Genomic DNA, 14,769 nt, shown 5'->3' with positions numbered 1-14,769 from the left:
GGGAGTGGACAGAACATGGGGGTCGTCGTCGTCGTTGCGGCCCGTGCTAAGGTGAGTTCTTTGCGTGTGGGGCTGCCATGGACGTACGGATTACAATCGAAACGACCTTCGACAACGGGGAGAAGCGCACTCATCAGCTTGACGGCATTTCACGACCCTATCGGGTGACCTGTCCAGACGGGCTCGGGTTGCGCCTTGAGGATGGGAAGAGGGTTGTCGAACAGATTCAGCGGGCAATTCTTTGCGATCAGGTTGAGGAAATCATCCGAGAAAGCCGCGTATGCCCGGATTGCGCCTCGTTTCGTGCCATTCATGACTATCGCACGCGCGATCTCGACACGCTCTTTGGGCGGGTTCGGGTCAAAGCCGCGCGCTTGCGCCGCTGTTCTTGTGATGCCACGTCAGCGGCGATGCCCGGCGGACCTATTTCTCCGCTGGCCTATTTCTTTCCTGACCGGGCTACCCCGGAGCTGCAGCGGCTCCATGCGGAACTCGGGTCCCGGCATTCCTTTCGCGAAGCCGCGCGGCTGATGAAAAGCTTCCTCCCCTGCCATCCGCCCCATCACACCACGGTGCGTGACCGGTTGGGAAGAGTAGCCACTGCGCTCGAGAAAAATCGAAGGGCATCAGGCGATCCCGTTGAAGCACCGCCCAAAGGTGGTTTGACGGTTTTTCTGGACGGTGCGCATATCCGCTGTCGACCGGAGTATCAGCAGCGACACCTGGATCTTGTGGTCGGTAAGATTGAAAGTCGCAATATGTGCCGACGATTTGGCCTGGTCGCCAATGCGACGGCATCGCCAGGCAGCCGGATGCGAGAAGAGCTGTCAGACTTTGGATGGAAGCCGGGCCGTCTGTTGACGGTAATCTCTGATGGAGAGCTTGCTCTCCCGAACCTCATACGGAATGCCATGGGTGGCGACGGGCAAGTGAAGCATATCCTCGACTGGTGGCACATCTCGATGCGCATTCGACATGTCGAGGCCGCCGTTCAGGGTCTGGTCCAGATACCGGGATTCACTGGAATCCCGGTGCTGTTCCAGCGCCCCGCGAAAAGCCTCCGCTGGTGGCTTTGGCATGGCAGAGCATGGGTCGCGGAAACATTTCTGAAGACGCTCATGCATGATTGCACCCGCCTCGCTGAGGAGCCTCTGGCTGTCCGCACCGCTGCCGCTCGTGTGCAGGCCCGCTACGAGACACTGTACACCTACCTCGCGAACAACATGGAATCCCTCGTCGACTATGGCCGACGCTACCGTAACGGGCTGCCCATCTCGTCATCTCGTGCCGAAGGATCAGTCGATGACATTGCAAATGCCCGCATGGGAAAGCGCAGAAGGATGCGGTGGTCGCCCAAAGGGGCTCACCGAGTAGCCGTCACAAGGGCCGCAGTTCTCGATGGGCGGCTGACCGTCGCAAACAGAAAACGCGCGGCATGACCCCCATGTTTTGTCCACTCCCCGTCCACGCACGCAGGCCGAACTGCGCGACGCCCTTGGCATGAGCAACAGCGGAATTCTGCACCTTCTCCGACGTCTCGAGCGGGACGGGCTGGTTCGCCCTGCAGAACGCGTGGCCTGGACTCGCGTCTGGGAAAAGACGCGAAACGGCGGCTGACATCATGAGCGGAGCCAGATCAATCGCCAAGATGAATAGGGAAACTCCGCCCGCCGAGTGGACCGCTCTGCTTGAGTGCGCCGAGTCGGCAGAGAACGAAGATGTCAATCTCGACGGGGGCGCTCCACAGGTTGTTGCTCTGGCCGAACACCTCGTCGACCTCGGGTTCCTGCGCGTCCCGCGAGCTGGCCACTACGCTCTGACTCAGGCAGGCAGGGAGCTTCTAGGATGTGACAAGACCAGCCCCATTCCGATCAGGTTACAGAGGCGTATCCCACGTCTCTTGCCTGTGGCCCTTGCAGCAATTGCGGCGGTTTTTCTCTGGCTTTGGCTGCACAACTAGCGGCGTGACGGTGACCTCGGCGCGGCCGGCCCCTTTGCTTAAGCGAGAGGCGCGCGAGATGTGTCATTCAGCGGCCACCTTTGCCTGACCTGCTGCGGAAAGTGCCTGCTCGAGGTCGGCGAGGATGTCGTCGATGTGCTCGACTCCGATGGAGAGGCGGACGTAGCCTTCGGTCGCGCCGGTCTTGACCCGCTCGGCAGGGTTAAGTTGGCTGTGGGTGGTCGAGGCCGGGTGGATCGCCAGGCTGCGCGCGTCGCCGATGTTGGCGACATTGTAGAAGAGCTGCAGCGCGTCGATGAAGCGGCGACCGGCGTCACGCCCCGCGGCAAGTTCAAAGCCGACAAGTCCGCCAAAGCCGCCGCGCAGATAGGTTTCAGCGCGTTCGCGGGCGCGGTCGGTTTGCAGACCGGTATAGATGACATTGGCGACTTCGGGGCTTTTGGACAACCAGTCGGCGACCTTCGCGGCGTTCGAGGAATGACGGTCGATCCGCAAAGGCAGGGTTTCAAGGCCCTCAGGCGTAAGGAACGCGTTGAAGGGCGAGATCGCGGCACCGAGGTCGCGCAGAACCGAGTGGTAGGCGAAGAGGTTAACGTTGAAGCGGTGCCAAACTCTGAAAGCTGAGCGAAAATCTTAACGACCGTGTTTTGAAAGTACACGCGGCGCGTTTCAGACCTTTGAATCTCAGAGCAAATTCGGGTTCGGCAAGTTCGGAACGCGCAAAAACAGAAATGCCGATCGAAGCAATCCATACTTCCGGACCGCAGCAATGTGACGTTCGAGTCTAAGTACTGCCGGTAAGTCGTGCGCTCGTTCGACTTGCATTTCTCGGCCCTCAGATCGTAATGCGTAGGGTGAACCGGATCCGACGCCGTCGGATGGCTTCTCCGAGCGCCTATCCCTCGGCAACTGGCATGTCCCTAGGGCAAGTCTACTGGATTGCGCCTGATGCAAGCGCATCCACAGATACCAGAAAAGATTGCAAATGACCGACCCTGAAGAGTGCGACCGCACGATCCTGCTTATTGACGGCAGCCATGTTGACCGGCTCCGGTCAAAACTTGGCCGCCCCCTCGATCTTGTGAAGCTGAGAGACTTCTTCGGCACCGAAGGTACACCCGCACAAGCGTTCTACTACCGCGATGCGCGTGACATCGATGAACATCATCGACTGCAAAGGTTCTTTGACTGGCTCGAAAGGCACGGGATCGAAATGCGTGGCTCGCAGGACTTTGCGGAGCCTTGGTATCAACGAGAGCGCTACGGTTCCAACCTCGTTCAACTGGCCATCGAAGCCGTGGATGCGGCGCATGACGGCGCCGCACTTGTGATTGTCGCTGGTGACGCCAAGCTGATCCCTCTTTTGAAACGCCTTGAGGACATGGACGTTCCCGTGACCCTTGTATCAAGCCGGGCTGTTCCGGCCAGCATCGCACCACCACCGCCCCTGATCGACCTCGCGGAAGAGTTTATCGACATCAACGAGGATGAACGATTCTTTCTTGCCCATGACTAGAAATGAAGCAGAGGCGACGCGGGATGCGGCGGCGCAGCATGATACTGCAGCTTTCGGGTTGCCAAAGATGCATGTTTGCGCGTAACAGGCCTGAGATAAGCATGGACCCGGTGCAAGCCCGGGTGGCTATTCTGGCCGCTGATCCGCCAGACCACCTGAACTGATACCAGATCACATCTCGACGCGCGGCCGGTCAGGCCCGGGTCGATCAGGAACGAATTTACATGATTTCACTCGACGCATACCGCGCCCAATGGCTTGGCAACATCCGTGGGGACCTGTTGGCAGGCCTCGTCGTGGCCCTTGCCCTCATCCCGGAAGCAATCGCTTTCTCCATCATCGCGGGGGTTGACCCGAAGGTCGGGCTCTATGCGAGCTTTTCCATCGCGGTGATCATCGCCATCACGGGCGGACGGCCCGGCATGATCTCGGCAGCCACGGCAGCCACTGCCGTGCTTATGATCACCTTGGTCAAAGACCATGGGTTGCAATACCTTTTAGCGGCGACCGTGCTGGCTGGCCTGATCCAGATCGCCGCTGGCATTTTCAGGCTCGGCTTCGTCATGCGCTATGTGTCGAAATCGGTGATGACCGGTTTTGTCAACGCGCTGGCCATCCTGATCTTCATGGCGCAGCTGCCGGAACTCGACCCGACAACCGTCACTTGGCTGACCTATGTTCTAGTGGCGGCGGGGCTTGCGATCATCTACCTCTTTCCACTCTTGACCAAGGCAATCCCGTCGCCGCTTGTGACCATCGTCATCCTGACTGGCCTGACACTGTTCTTTGGCTGGGACGTCCGTACCGTGGGCGACATGGGCGCACTGCCTGACACGCTGCCGATCTTTTTGATCCCGCAGATCCCGCTGACGCTCGAGACGCTGATGATCATCCTGCCCTATTCCGTAGCGGTGGCGGTCGTCGGCCTTCTCGAAAGCCTGATGACGCAAAACATCGTCGATGATCTGACCGATACCAAGTCGAACCGCAATCAGGAGTGCATCGGCCAGGGCATCGCGAACACCGCCACAGGCTTCATCGGCGGCATGGCGGGCTGCGCGATGATCGGGCAGTCGATCATCAACGTCAAATCGGGCGGGCGCGGGCGTTTGTCAGCCTTTTCGGCGGGGGTATACCTGCTGTTCATGGTCGTCGTGCTTGGCGATCTTGTCAGCCAGATCCCGATGGCGGCTCTCGTCGCGATCATGATCATGGTGTCGATCGGCACCTTCTCCTGGTCATCGCTCAAGAACCTGCGGCTGAATCCCCGTTCGTCGTCGATCGTCATGATCGCAACCGTCGTGACCGTGGTCTACACGCACAACCTCGCCATCGGCGTCCTTGTGGGCGTCCTGCTCTCGGGCATCTTCTTCGCGGGCAAGATCGCGCAGCTGTTCAATGTGACCACCAACATCTCGAAGGACGGCCGCGTGCGGACGTATGTTGTGGAGGGTCAGTTGTTCTACGGCTCGGTCGAAGATTTCATGAACGCCTTCGACTTCAAGGAGGCGCTGGACAAGGTCATCATCGACGTCAGCCTTGCCCATATCTGGGACATCTCCTCCGTCCAGGCTCTCGACATGGCGGTGCTGAAGTTCCGCCGCGACGGGGCCGAGGTCGAGATCGTCGGCATGAACGCGGCCACTGAGACCATCGTCGACAAGCTTGCCATTCATGACAAGCCGGGCGCGATGGATCAGCTGATGTCACACTGAGGGAGGGAATAAACATGACCCAACAAGATAAGATCGTCGCCCTCGTGGACGGCTCCATCTACTCCGCCAGCGTCTGTGACCATGCGGCCTGGATATCGCAGCGCACAGGCGCACCGGTCGAACTGATCCATGTCCTTGGTCGACGCGAGCTTGCTGATACGCATGATCATTCCGGCGCCATCGCCCTGGGAGCGCGGACGGCTCTGCTGAACCGACTTGCCGAACTGGATGCGCAGCGCTCCAAGCTGATGAGCCACAAGGGCCGGGCCATTCTGGAAGATGCCAGTGCCATCCTGGCCAAGGGCGGTGTTACCGACATCTCGACCCGTCTGCGTCACGGCGATGTGGTCGAGGCCGTGGCGGAAGTCGAGGCGGGGGCCCGCGTCATCATCATCGGCAAGCGCGGCGAGGATGCGGATTTTGCCAAAGGGCATCTGGGCTCCAACCTTGAACGTATCGTGCGCGCCAGCCACAAGCCGGTGTTCGTCGCCTCGCGAGCGTTCAAACCGATCTCAAAGGTGCTCGTCGCCTACGACGGTGGTGCCTCGGCTATGAAGGCCGTTGATCACATCGCTCGCAGTCCACTGTTTCAGGGGCTGTCCGTGCACATTGTGACGGTTGGCAGCAGCACGCCCGAGATCACGAAGGGTCTCGACAACGCGAAAGCGATGTTGAAAGCGGCGGGTATTGACGCTGACACGTCCATCCTTCCCGGTCAGCCTGAAACGGCACTTGGCAAGCTGGTCGACGAGGCTCAGTTCGACATGCTGGTCATGGGCGCCTATGGCCACAGCCGAATCCGCAGCCTGATCATCGGTTCCACCACAACGGCAATGATCCGGTCCTGCAAGGTACCGGTCGTGCTGATGCGCTAAGCCATGGATGAGCCGACGCCAGAAGAGCTGAAGCAGCGGTTCCTTCCTCGCCTTCGCGAGGAGCTGGCATCCTTGCGAAAGGCCTCTGGTGAGACCGCCGAACATCGCAAGCCAGTCGAACTGGATCAGCAGAGTGTCGGCAGGCTCTCCCGAATGGACGCCATGCAGCAACAGGCCATGGCGGCGGCTCAGGAGGCACGTCGCCATGCCCGTATCCACGCGCTGGAAGCGGCACTGCGGCGGTTGGACCGCGATGAGTTTGGCTGGTGTGATGCCTGTGGCGAGTTCATTGGCGAAAAGCGCCTCGACCTGGATCCGACGACCGTTCGCTGCCGGGATTGTGCCAAATGAACTGGCTGAGTGACCGGGTTAATCTGCAAGTAAATCACTCGCGCTTTGGCAGCGTTTTGGATGCAAGCGCTTCTCTGATCTGGCCTGACAGCGGTGCGGTGAAGATCGGATGAGGTTGAGGTACTGGACAGCCCTGGTCGCGGTGGTTGGCCTTTCGGTTACGATCGCGGTGCGAGAAGCCAACAAGCCGAGACCTGGTCTTGCCGCACCGTCGTCTGATGGTTCCTCACAGGATCACCTTGTTTCGGAAGTCTTTGACGACGAGCCACATGATGGCTCGATCCAGAGTGACCGCAAGGAGGCCACTCCTCCTGACAACCTGATCGCCTGGTCCCGCGCCATCGGTCCAGGCGAGAATCTGGACATTCTGCTTGCCGAAGCAGGTCTTGATGCCCCCGCGCGGTCCGATGTTTCTCGCGCGATCAGTGCAGAGTACGACCTGCGCCGCCTTAAGCCGGGCTATCACCTGTCGCTCGAAATTGGAACTGACGGCCTGATCTGGAGCGCAACGCTCGAACTCGAGGACGGCCAGAGTATTCGCGCGGTCTTTGGCGATACGCCGTCAGTCCGCACAATTCCACCGGAACTTGAGACGATGGTACGGGCGGGAGAGGCAGAGATCGCCACGTCGATCTATGCGGCCCTGGACGCCGCCAGCATTCCGACGAGATTCGCTACCGATCTCGAATTGATCCTCGATGGCACGCTTGACCTCAGGCGCGCGGTGACGGGCGGCGAGCACCTGCGGATCGTCTGGCGGGAAAACCGGCTGGGGGACCGGATTATCGGCGACCCCATAATCGACTATGCGGAAATCGATCTTGGCGAAGAGCGCTTTGAGGTGGTCTGGCCCGATGACGAAGCCAGCTACAGCCTGATCTATAAGGACGATTTGCTTGTTCGAACTTTCTATCAGCCGATCCCCGGCGCACGTCTGAGTTCATCGTTCGGGCTGCGGGACCATCCCGTTCACGGTGGCATCCGGATGCACAGCGGTATCGATTTTGCCGCCCCGTTTGGGGCAGAGGTGCGCGCAACACACCCCGGCACCATCGCCTTCATCGGGCGGCGGAGTGGCTACGGTCTGATGGTCGAGATCGAACATCCCCGCAACCTTCGCACGATTTATGCCCACCTAAGCGCTACAAGCGAAGCGATTGAGCCTGGTCAAACGATTGCCGCGGGCGAAGAGATCGGTCAGGTCGGGTCGACGGGAACGTCTACAGCGCCGCATCTGCACTACGAGATTGTTGTGGCTGGCACGCCGGTGCCGCCTCTAACGGATGACAGTTTTGAAGCAAACACGGCAGCGCGTGCGGATGCCCGTTCCATGCAGGTGCTGCTCGATGAAGCGCGGGGCAAACTGACACGGGTATTGGCAAGCGAATTGCCCATGGGCTCGGATCAGGGTGGCTGACTCAGCCAACTGCCAGCTTTCAGATCATTCCAAGTTCAATTCCCGAAACTCGAAAGCGGCTTTCTGCACCTGAAACAGGTAAGACTCTGTCTGCAATGCCGCATCCAGATCGAATAGCGCGATATTGTAGCCCTGCTCGGCAAAGGCGCTCTTGTAGATCACCCCATCGAACCCCTCGCTTCGGAACACCTCAGCGATGATCTGGGTGGCCGCATATTCCGCGGTGTTGTCGCTGCGGGTGACAGGACGTGAGAAGGCGAAGTCGATGTGGGCCCAGACGCTGGCATCGATACCTTGCGGATCCGGCAGATCCTCCGCCGGAGCTTCAGCGCCGTGATAGTGCGAACAATCGACAACCCGGACCGTGCGCCCGAGGGCAAACCGGGCGACAGATACGACCGAGCCAAGCCATGGTCGCACCTCGGACATGGCGACTTCTCGGGAGGTGGCCAGATAGAGGCAGGGAATACCTTTCGGGTTGACGCGTCCCTCGTAGGCCCTGTCGTGCAAGGGACGCATTCGCGCTTCCGGATGCGGGCCGCTGATGCGCCGGCCATCTGCATCGGTCGACCATTCATGGCCCACTTGCGCGCGCCAGAACTCGTGGCCCTCGGCAAAGGTTTCGACCCGAGAGCGGCAGGTTTCGGCGACGGCCGCCAGAAAGCGATCTCCTGCCGCAGATCGCAGATATCGCCGCCGCTGCGAGACCTCTGCCTTGAAGTCGAGAAGATCCCTCGGCCCGTTGAAGGCCGACACCATTCTATCCGGTTTACCAGTGCCGGCCCTCGCGGATGCAAGCTCTCTTTGACCTGCCACGGGCAAGCTCAGATTCTGTCTGTCAGAGGTTGCCAAGCATCTGCCCTTTGTCCAGGAGGGACGAAGTGGTTCCCAGAAGTGACGTCAACGCAAGCCGAAGCTCTGGTTGAAGGTCGGCCGTCGCGTCGGAAGAAGGTTGCGTGGTATCCGGCAAAGACAGAACGAGATGAAGCCTCAATCCAGGCGGGACTGCCAGGTCCAACTCCGCTGCGATCGCGGTCGAAACCCTCTCGTAAGCGCCAATCAGCGTGGCGACATCCGTCATTCCACCAAACCGGGCGATGTCCTCGAGGGCAGGCAGCCATGACGGCGCGATTGCATGAACGTGCAGGAGGTCGAGAACGGCCGCCGGGATTGCAACGCACCGCAATGCAGTCTCGAACTCACCTTGGGCAGGGATGCGCAGGCCGCTTCCAAGGTCTGTGCGGCGCCCGACAACGGCTTCCTCGGCGATCCTGTCCAGTTCGGCGGCAACCTTCGCCATGGCGGCTTCCACGGTGTCGCCAGAACATTCAAGGATCGAACCCTTGATGTGCCTCGGTTGGCGAACAAAGGCCCGCGCCAGTGCCCGGTTGTTGATGTAGCCACCCTTGATCACGTAGCGACCGTGGTCCCACGCCTGAACCTGAGGCATATGCAAACTCCCCCTGGATTTGAATGAAAAAACGCGGCCAGTGGCCGCGCATTACCAAGGGAAGGTTCTGCCCGTGAAACGGGGTTCCGGTTGGACCAGCTGCGGGAACTGCTGTCGGACAAGGTCCGCATCACTCTGGCGGTCGACCTCGACATAGGCACGTTGTTCGATCCAGAACAACCGATGCGTGCCCTCGGCAAAGTCCATCATGTAGCGATGCAGCTCATGTGCTGTTTTGCGGCTCACGCGTTCAGCCAAGGCAATTTTCTGAAACATTCAGTCTCCTTTCCTGTCGAAGATACGATCACGCCCGAAAGCGGGACCAGGTTTAAAAGGCTTTCTGGAAGTGGCACCTTCTGTGTAGCCTGCTGGCCAAACGGGTGCTTCTTCCCACCTCTCAGGTTGGCGGTGAGGGCCGGTGCTGGTCGGCCAACAGTGCCGCTGCATCTGGCATCAGGCGAGCGCAGGTTTGGCTTCGCACCGGAACCGAGCGATCGCGCCGTAGATCTTTTGCCGTGCTTCAGAGATCAAAGGCTGGCCCTTGGAATGGCGCTCGCGCTCTAAATGCCGCCATGTCTTGCCGATCCGAACGCTCCAGCGGTCGCCGGAATCCTCGAAGAGGAACGGGACTGTCCCGTCAAGAACGCCTTTGGCGATGATCTTGTTGTTTTCTTCCAATATCTTGACCTTCAGGGCCATGCGTCTTCCTTGTAATCTTGGGCCATGGCACCGTTGCCATGGTGACTGCGGACAGGAGCCCACGATAATCGTGGCGACCTGCGCAGCGATGTTGCTGAAAATCGACGGCATTTCCGGAAATAGCCCGAGGGCGCGGAATGGCTGTCTGAAACCTACATAGGCGATCTGAGCGAAAAAATCTACCCCTTCGTGTTTGTCTCTGTTGGTCATGCTGCAGCCGTCGAGTCCCGGCGAAGTTCTGGCAGGAACGCCGACATCTCGCCCACTCCGATCACGGTCAAGCAATGCATGGCTCGGGTGCAGGCAACGTAGAGCATGTTGCGGTCCATCTCTGTGCGGTAGGTCGCGGCATCAGCGTCAGCGATCATCACGCGGTCAAACTCCAGCCCCTTGGCCAGATGCGGGGTGCAGACGATGATCCCGTTCGAAAACCCGGCGCTGCCGTCGTTCAGAAGCCGGGCCTCAATGCCCTTCGCGGCAAGGGCTGCGTGCAACCGGTTGGCCTGCCTCTGCGTCTTGGCCAGCAGGGCGAGACTGGAATGATCACACTCCCGGAAGGCCGTCACCTCGGCCACTATGCGGGCAAGTGCCTCATTGGGTGTCTTGCAGGCGTGAACGTCTGGCTGCGCGCCATGGCGTTTCATCGCGACCAGATCGGGGTTGGGTGAAATCGCCAGCGCGAACTGCATGATTTCCCATGTGGAGCGGTAGCTCTTGTTCAGCGTGACCTGCCAGGCGCCAGACAGGACTGCCGCGATGTCGTCAGCGGATGAAGCGCTGAAAGGGTTAACCGACTGCGTGGCATCGCCCAGAATGGTCTTGCGGCAACGGAACAGTCGGCCGAGCACCGCATACTGTACCGGCGTATAATCCTGCATCTCGTCGACCAGCAGATGCTTGACCCCGGCATAGGGGTTCTCAAGCCCCTCCAACTTCAGTTTGAGGTAAAGCAGCGGAAAGACATCGGCGTACTCCAGCGCGCCACCTGATTTGTAAAGCTCGGGCCGGCCGAGCCAATCGTAAAGACCGGCATATGCGCGCTTCAACGTCTGGCGGCGCACCATGCCTTGCAAAGCCTTCCGCATCGCGGCACGTTCTTCCTTGCGCAGCTCGATGTGATACTGAGCCTCGATCTGTTCCAGCACAGCCCGCCCGGTTTCGATGACCCGCTCGTTGGTAGGGCGGTCGGAAAACCGCTTCCAGGCCGTCTCGAAGACGAAGGCCGGCACGGGCCGACGGCGTACTGTCCAGTCCTCGGCCACGAAGGATTGATCTTCCAGATGGCGGACATAGGAGTCGATCATGCCCAGAAAGCCGGATGCGGCCTTGAAGGCGATCCGTTCCCGCATCGCGGCGTCGTCGGTTTCCAGAAGTGCTGCCGTCTGTGCAAAGAAGCTATGGAATTTCACCCCATCGCCCAGCAGCTGACGCGCCAGCGTTTCCATGCCGATCTCCGGCACGGTTTCCTCTCCCAGTTCCGGCAGCACGTTGCCGATATCGGCAAAGACCCGGTTTGGCGACAGGATCAAGATGTCCGACGACGTCAGGCTATCCTTGAAGCGGTAAAGCAGGAAGGCGATGCGGTGCAGTGCGATCGAGGTCTTTCCTGACCCGGCTACGCCCTGGATGATCAGCGTATGTGCCTCGGCGTCGCGGATGATGGCGTTCTGATCGCGCTGGATGGTCGCGACGATGTTCTTCATGCCCTCGTCCGCAGCACGGGATAGCTCTCGCTGCAACATGTCGTCCACGATCGTGACCGAGGTGTCGAGCATGAACTCCATCCGGCTGTCGCGGATGCGGAACTGGCGCTTGAGCGTCATCTCGCCGCCGATCCGTCCTGAAGGCGCGTCGTCATGCGCAGACCCTGTTTCAAAATCGTAGAACAGCGAGGACACCGGCGCGCGCCAGTCGTGAATGTAAGCCGCCCCGGAATCGTCATCACGAAAATCATGGACGCCGACATAGTAGGGCGTCGTTGCATTGCGGTCGGAGCGGCGAAAATCGAACCGCCCGAAATACGGGACCTTCCGCAACTTCTCCGGTTTGGTTTGCTGGGCGCGCAGCACGCTTGACTGCGTCATCATCTGGTCGATCGACTGACGCATGGCGATCTTGTCAATGTGGTCCATGTCGCGCCGGGCGTCCCACATGTGATCATGTGCAGCCTGAATTTCGGCCTGATACCCCGCGAGCCGTGTGCCGATGTGGCCAAGGGGCTCGTCGATCCGGGTCAGGACATGCCCAAGATGATCGCGTTCTTCGCGTGTCGCCGCTGTCATTCAACGTCCGAAATGAGTGATACGTCTGCCGGCCCAGAGTTCTGCGCCAGGTAGACAGTCTGCGTGTAGAGGGTTGTCTGATGTGGCAGGGGAAAGGTAACCGGGACTGCCTCGGCCCAAGGAAAGATCGACCGCAGGTGAGCGACAACCGCGTCTTCCGGACGCTCATCAGACCAAAGGCCAAAAACACCATCTGGCTTCAGGTGACGCTTTACCGCGCCAAGACCTGCGGCACCATAAAAGCTTGTGCTTCGACCATCCAGCACGTGACCAGGGGCATGGTCGATATCCAGCAGGATAGCGTCGAATTGGCGGCCAGGCTCGCTGGGGTCGAAGCCCTCAGACGAGCGCACGAGCGCGAAAAAATCTGCCTGCCGCAACGTGCAGCGTGGATCAGCCGTCAGTGCGTCGCCAAGCGGCACCAGACCCTGTCGATGCCAGTCGATCACGGGTCGGAGCAGTTCGACGACGATCAGTTCCTGCACACGCTCTTCACAAAGCGCCGCTTTAGCGGTGTAGCCAAGGCCAAGGCCGCCGACCACGACCGACAGTGGACCATGACCCAGTTGATGCAAGGCAAGCGTGGCCAGTGCCACCTCCGAGGCCGTGACCTGGCTGGTCATCAGGAAGTCGTCACCCAGCTTGACCTCGAAGATATCGCCTCCCGAAACCAAGTCGCGGCGTCGACGCAAGCTGATCGCGCCGATTTCGGTGGGTTGGTAATCCAATTCCTCGAAAAGCAAGCTCACGCTTGTCTCCGTACGCGCATGGTCTGGGATTTCGCGCGGGCGTCACGGAGCGGTGTTACAATCTTTTCGATGTCTTGATCGTCCAGCGGCCGCAAGGCCGGGACGAGGTTGCGTAGATCCTGGATGCTCGCATCAGGACGTGCCATCAGCGCCCTCTCGATCACAGTACGCGTCTGTTTGTTCACGATGTCCTCCTTTCGGTCGTGATGGTTTTCCGCGACCTGCAAGACGCAGACCGGCCAACCATCGTCTCGTTCGGATCGTGGCGGCGTGATATCCCCCGCGCGGTCGCCGCAACGGCGACAAGCGTCATTTGAGAAGGCGTCGCGCAGGCGGCAGTCGTAGCCGCAGGCGCGGACTGATCTGCCCAAACCGCACCGATTGCTTATGGGTAGAAAGCTTGGACTGTGTTGTCAACTCAGCGGCCGAAGAGGATTAGAGGGCCAGACCGCACAGAAACTTCGCCTAGAATAACGAAATCGCTATTGGTGCTGACCACTCCCCAATCACCAATCACAGCCTCGATCAACCGTTCCTTGTGGCGAAACTGCTATATGTGGTTTGCAACGAGTAACCGTCGCGTCGATTAAGCCTTCAATGCCAGAGGGATTCGGCCGCGTGGCGACTTCTCTGGCATCTTTACGGCCATTGCGCGCCCTTTCGGTTAAGGATCACCGAATAGACGCTGGTCGTCGCGGTGATGAAAAGCCGGTGCTTGGCGCTGCCGCCAAAGCAGATGTTGGAGACCAGTTCCGGCACAAGGATCTTGCCCAGAAGCCGTCCGTCTGGCGCGATGCAATGCACCCCGTCGGCTGCCGACGACCACAGGTTTCCGTCACTGTCGCAGCGGATACCATCGGCGCAACCGGGGCTGATGGTGTGGAAAACCCGCCCGTTGACCGGCCGACCGTCCTCCATGTCATAGACGCGGATATTCTGGGGGTCGGCGCTATGCATCCGGCCGGTATCGGCGACATAAAGCCGGGATTCGTCCGGGCTGAAGGCCAGACCGTTCGGGCATGCCATGTCAGGGATGACCGCTTCCAGCTTGCCCGAAGCGTCCAGCCGGTAGACTTGACAGGCCAGCTCCTGTTCGGACCGGAAACCTTCGTAATCGGTCATGATCCCGTAGTGAGGATCGCTGAACCAGATGCTGCCATCGCGGGCGACGATCACGTCATTCGGGCTGTTCAGCGGCTTGCCGTCGAACCCATCGGCCAGCACCGTGACCGCCCCGTCCCATTCCGTCCGCGTGACGCGGCGCAACCCGTGTTCGCAGCTGATCAACCGCCCTTGCCGGTCGCGGGTGTGACCGTTGGCGTAATTCGAGGGGCTGCGGAAGGTGGTCACGCCGTCTTCGGTCCAGCGCAGGATGCGGTTGTTCGGGATGTCGGAGAACAGAAGGCAACCAAGGTCGCCAAACCAGACCGGCCCTTCGACCCAGTCGAAGCCGGTTGCCAGCCGCTTGACCGGCGCGTTGCCAAGCACATAGGTCGCGAATATCGGATCATGGACTTCGAAGAATGACATGACAGCTGCCTCCCTTTCCGCTAATTGTTATCGTTACCAATGACAGGCGTCAAACCGAAAGGCCGGCCCATGCAGATCACGTTGCCCAGTGAAAGACTGACTGATGCCGCCCTTCTGGCAATGTTGCACGCAGGCACGGACAAGGCGCAAGCCATGGGCCAGCCGCAATGCATCGTGATCGTCGATCCCTCGGCGGTGGAACTGGCGGTGCTGCGGATGGCGGGG

16 protein-coding genes and 2 other annotated features are annotated in these 14,769 nt (G+C 60.1%); of the genes, 7 read left to right on the top strand and 9 right to left on the bottom strand.

Translation table 11 applies throughout. The features are described 5' to 3' along the window. Positions 1-77: 77 nt before the first annotated feature. Together U1A24_RS10745 and U1A24_RS21705 are read left to right on the top strand one after the other, a co-directional pair. Positions 78-1,439, top strand: coding sequence for an ISKra4 family transposase (locus U1A24_RS10745; protein WP_322321976.1), 1,362 nt, complete (start codon positions 78-80; stop codon positions 1,437-1,439). Positions 1,440-1,449: 10 nt separating this feature from the next. Continuing rightward, entirely contained in the window at positions 1,450-1,617 is a 168-nt protein-coding gene (locus tag U1A24_RS21705) for a winged helix-turn-helix transcriptional regulator (RefSeq protein WP_416173484.1), read from the top strand. A 406-nt stretch (positions 1,618-2,023) separates the two neighbouring features. Here the strand turns inward: U1A24_RS21705 and U1A24_RS10740 are convergent, their stop codons facing one another. Beyond that, positions 2,024-2,527 (bottom strand): PLP-dependent transferase, encoded by a 504-nt coding sequence (locus U1A24_RS10740; RefSeq protein ID WP_322321977.1) that lies wholly within the window; start codon positions 2,525-2,527, stop codon positions 2,024-2,026. Between the two features lie 291 nt (positions 2,528-2,818). Next, positions 2,819-2,872, top strand: a sequence feature (sul1 is cis-regulatory element that is thought to sense ions involved in sulfur or methionine metabolism; They are found in Alphaproteobacteria). A gap of 73 nt (positions 2,873-2,945) precedes the next feature. Between U1A24_RS10740 and U1A24_RS10735 the strand changes: the two genes are divergently transcribed. The 5 genes from U1A24_RS10735 to U1A24_RS10715 all read left to right on the top strand — a co-directional run bounded on the left by U1A24_RS10735 (position 2,946) and on the right by U1A24_RS10715 (position 7,834). Further along, positions 2,946-3,476 carry an NYN domain-containing protein gene (locus U1A24_RS10735; protein WP_322321975.1) on the top strand — a complete coding sequence of 177 codons (531 nt, stop codon included), beginning with the start codon at positions 2,946-2,948 and terminating at the stop codon, positions 3,474-3,476. 100 nt (positions 3,477-3,576) lie between these two features. Further along, positions 3,577-3,632, top strand: a sequence feature (sul1 is cis-regulatory element that is thought to sense ions involved in sulfur or methionine metabolism; They are found in Alphaproteobacteria). A 68-nt stretch (positions 3,633-3,700) separates the two neighbouring features. Continuing rightward, positions 3,701-5,191: a SulP family inorganic anion transporter gene (locus U1A24_RS10730; RefSeq protein WP_322321974.1), complete on the top strand. Its 1,491-nt coding sequence runs from the start codon at positions 3,701-3,703 to the stop codon at positions 5,189-5,191. A 14-nt stretch (positions 5,192-5,205) separates the two neighbouring features. Then, complete coding sequence (locus U1A24_RS10725; RefSeq protein WP_322321973.1) at positions 5,206-6,066, top strand: universal stress protein; 861 nt, start codon at positions 5,206-5,208, stop codon at positions 6,064-6,066. 3 nt (positions 6,067-6,069) lie between these two features. Further along, on the top strand, positions 6,070-6,417 hold the full coding sequence (locus tag U1A24_RS10720) for a TraR/DksA family transcriptional regulator (protein ID WP_322321972.1): 348 nt from the start codon (positions 6,070-6,072) through the stop codon (positions 6,415-6,417). A 142-nt stretch (positions 6,418-6,559) separates the two neighbouring features. Continuing rightward, positions 6,560-7,834, top strand: a complete 1,275-nt coding sequence (locus tag U1A24_RS10715; protein WP_322321971.1) for a M23 family metallopeptidase — start codon at positions 6,560-6,562, stop codon at positions 7,832-7,834. 24 nt (positions 7,835-7,858) lie between these two features. Here U1A24_RS10715 and U1A24_RS10710 read toward each other — a convergent pair whose 3' ends face one another. From U1A24_RS10710 to U1A24_RS10675, 8 genes are all read right to left on the bottom strand, one after another. Next, positions 7,859-8,593 (bottom strand): RES family NAD+ phosphorylase, encoded by a 735-nt coding sequence (locus U1A24_RS10710; RefSeq protein WP_322321970.1) that lies wholly within the window; start codon positions 8,591-8,593, stop codon positions 7,859-7,861. 79 nt (positions 8,594-8,672) lie between these two features. Continuing rightward, positions 8,673-9,284: a hypothetical protein gene (locus U1A24_RS10705; RefSeq protein ID WP_322321969.1), complete on the bottom strand. Its 612-nt coding sequence runs from the start codon at positions 9,282-9,284 to the stop codon at positions 8,673-8,675. A gap of 51 nt (positions 9,285-9,335) precedes the next feature. Beyond that, positions 9,336-9,560, bottom strand: coding sequence for a hypothetical protein (locus tag U1A24_RS10700; RefSeq protein WP_322321968.1), 225 nt, complete (start codon positions 9,558-9,560; stop codon positions 9,336-9,338). Positions 9,561-9,737: 177 nt separating this feature from the next. Beyond that, positions 9,738-10,193, bottom strand: a complete 456-nt coding sequence (locus tag U1A24_RS10695; RefSeq protein WP_322321967.1) for a hypothetical protein — start codon at positions 10,191-10,193, stop codon at positions 9,738-9,740. Further along, the gene (locus U1A24_RS10690; RefSeq protein WP_322321966.1) at positions 10,190-12,265 is read right to left on the bottom strand and encodes a HelD family protein; all 2,076 of its coding nucleotides are present in this window, start codon (positions 12,263-12,265) and stop codon (positions 10,190-10,192) included. The genes U1A24_RS10695 and U1A24_RS10690 overlap by 4 nt, the downstream gene beginning before the upstream one ends. Continuing rightward, positions 12,262-13,014 carry a hypothetical protein gene (locus U1A24_RS10685; RefSeq protein WP_322321965.1) on the bottom strand — a complete coding sequence of 251 codons (753 nt, stop codon included), beginning with the start codon at positions 13,012-13,014 and terminating at the stop codon, positions 12,262-12,264. The genes U1A24_RS10690 and U1A24_RS10685 overlap by 4 nt, the downstream gene beginning before the upstream one ends. Next, positions 13,011-13,199, bottom strand: coding sequence for a hypothetical protein (locus tag U1A24_RS10680; RefSeq protein WP_322321964.1), 189 nt, complete (start codon positions 13,197-13,199; stop codon positions 13,011-13,013). The genes U1A24_RS10685 and U1A24_RS10680 overlap by 4 nt, the downstream gene beginning before the upstream one ends. A gap of 454 nt (positions 13,200-13,653) precedes the next feature. Further along, a complete protein-coding gene (locus tag U1A24_RS10675) occupies positions 13,654-14,544 on the bottom strand; it encodes an SMP-30/gluconolactonase/LRE family protein (RefSeq protein WP_322321963.1) in 891 nt (296 codons plus the stop codon). Positions 14,545-14,769: the final 225 nt, after the last annotated feature.

It is taken from the genome of Cypionkella sp. (assembly GCF_034376685.1).
Lineage (GTDB): Bacteria > Pseudomonadota > Alphaproteobacteria > Rhodobacterales > Rhodobacteraceae > Cypionkella.
The sequence above is the reverse complement of the archived record's forward strand: the minus strand, read 5'-3'. Positions and strand labels throughout refer to the sequence as shown.

Bases quoted from the DNA above. Each gene is read 5' to 3' on its own strand.
- U1A24_RS10745 (WP_322321976.1), top strand. From the start codon at position 78: ATGGACGTACGGATTACAATCGAAACGACCTTCGACAACGGGGAGAAG.
- U1A24_RS10735 (WP_322321975.1), top strand. From the start codon at position 2,946: ATGACCGACCCTGAAGAGTGCGACCGCACGATCCTGCTTATTGACGGC.
- U1A24_RS10730 (WP_322321974.1), top strand. From the start codon at position 3,701: ATGATTTCACTCGACGCATACCGCGCCCAATGGCTTGGCAACATCCGT.
- U1A24_RS10725 (WP_322321973.1), top strand. From the start codon at position 5,206: ATGACCCAACAAGATAAGATCGTCGCCCTCGTGGACGGCTCCATCTAC.
- U1A24_RS10720 (WP_322321972.1), top strand. From the start codon at position 6,070: ATGGATGAGCCGACGCCAGAAGAGCTGAAGCAGCGGTTCCTTCCTCGC.
- U1A24_RS10710 (WP_322321970.1), bottom strand. From the start codon at position 8,593: ATGGTGTCGGCCTTCAACGGGCCGAGGGATCTTCTCGACTTCAAGGCA.
- U1A24_RS10705 (WP_322321969.1), bottom strand. From the start codon at position 9,284: ATGCCTCAGGTTCAGGCGTGGGACCACGGTCGCTACGTGATCAAGGGT.
- U1A24_RS10700 (WP_322321968.1), bottom strand. From the start codon at position 9,560: ATGTTTCAGAAAATTGCCTTGGCTGAACGCGTGAGCCGCAAAACAGCA.
- U1A24_RS10695 (WP_322321967.1), bottom strand. From the start codon at position 10,193: ATGACCAACAGAGACAAACACGAAGGGGTAGATTTTTTCGCTCAGATC.
- U1A24_RS10690 (WP_322321966.1), bottom strand. From the start codon at position 12,265: ATGACAGCGGCGACACGCGAAGAACGCGATCATCTTGGGCATGTCCTG.
- U1A24_RS10675 (WP_322321963.1), bottom strand. From the start codon at position 14,544: ATGTCATTCTTCGAAGTCCATGATCCGATATTCGCGACCTATGTGCTT.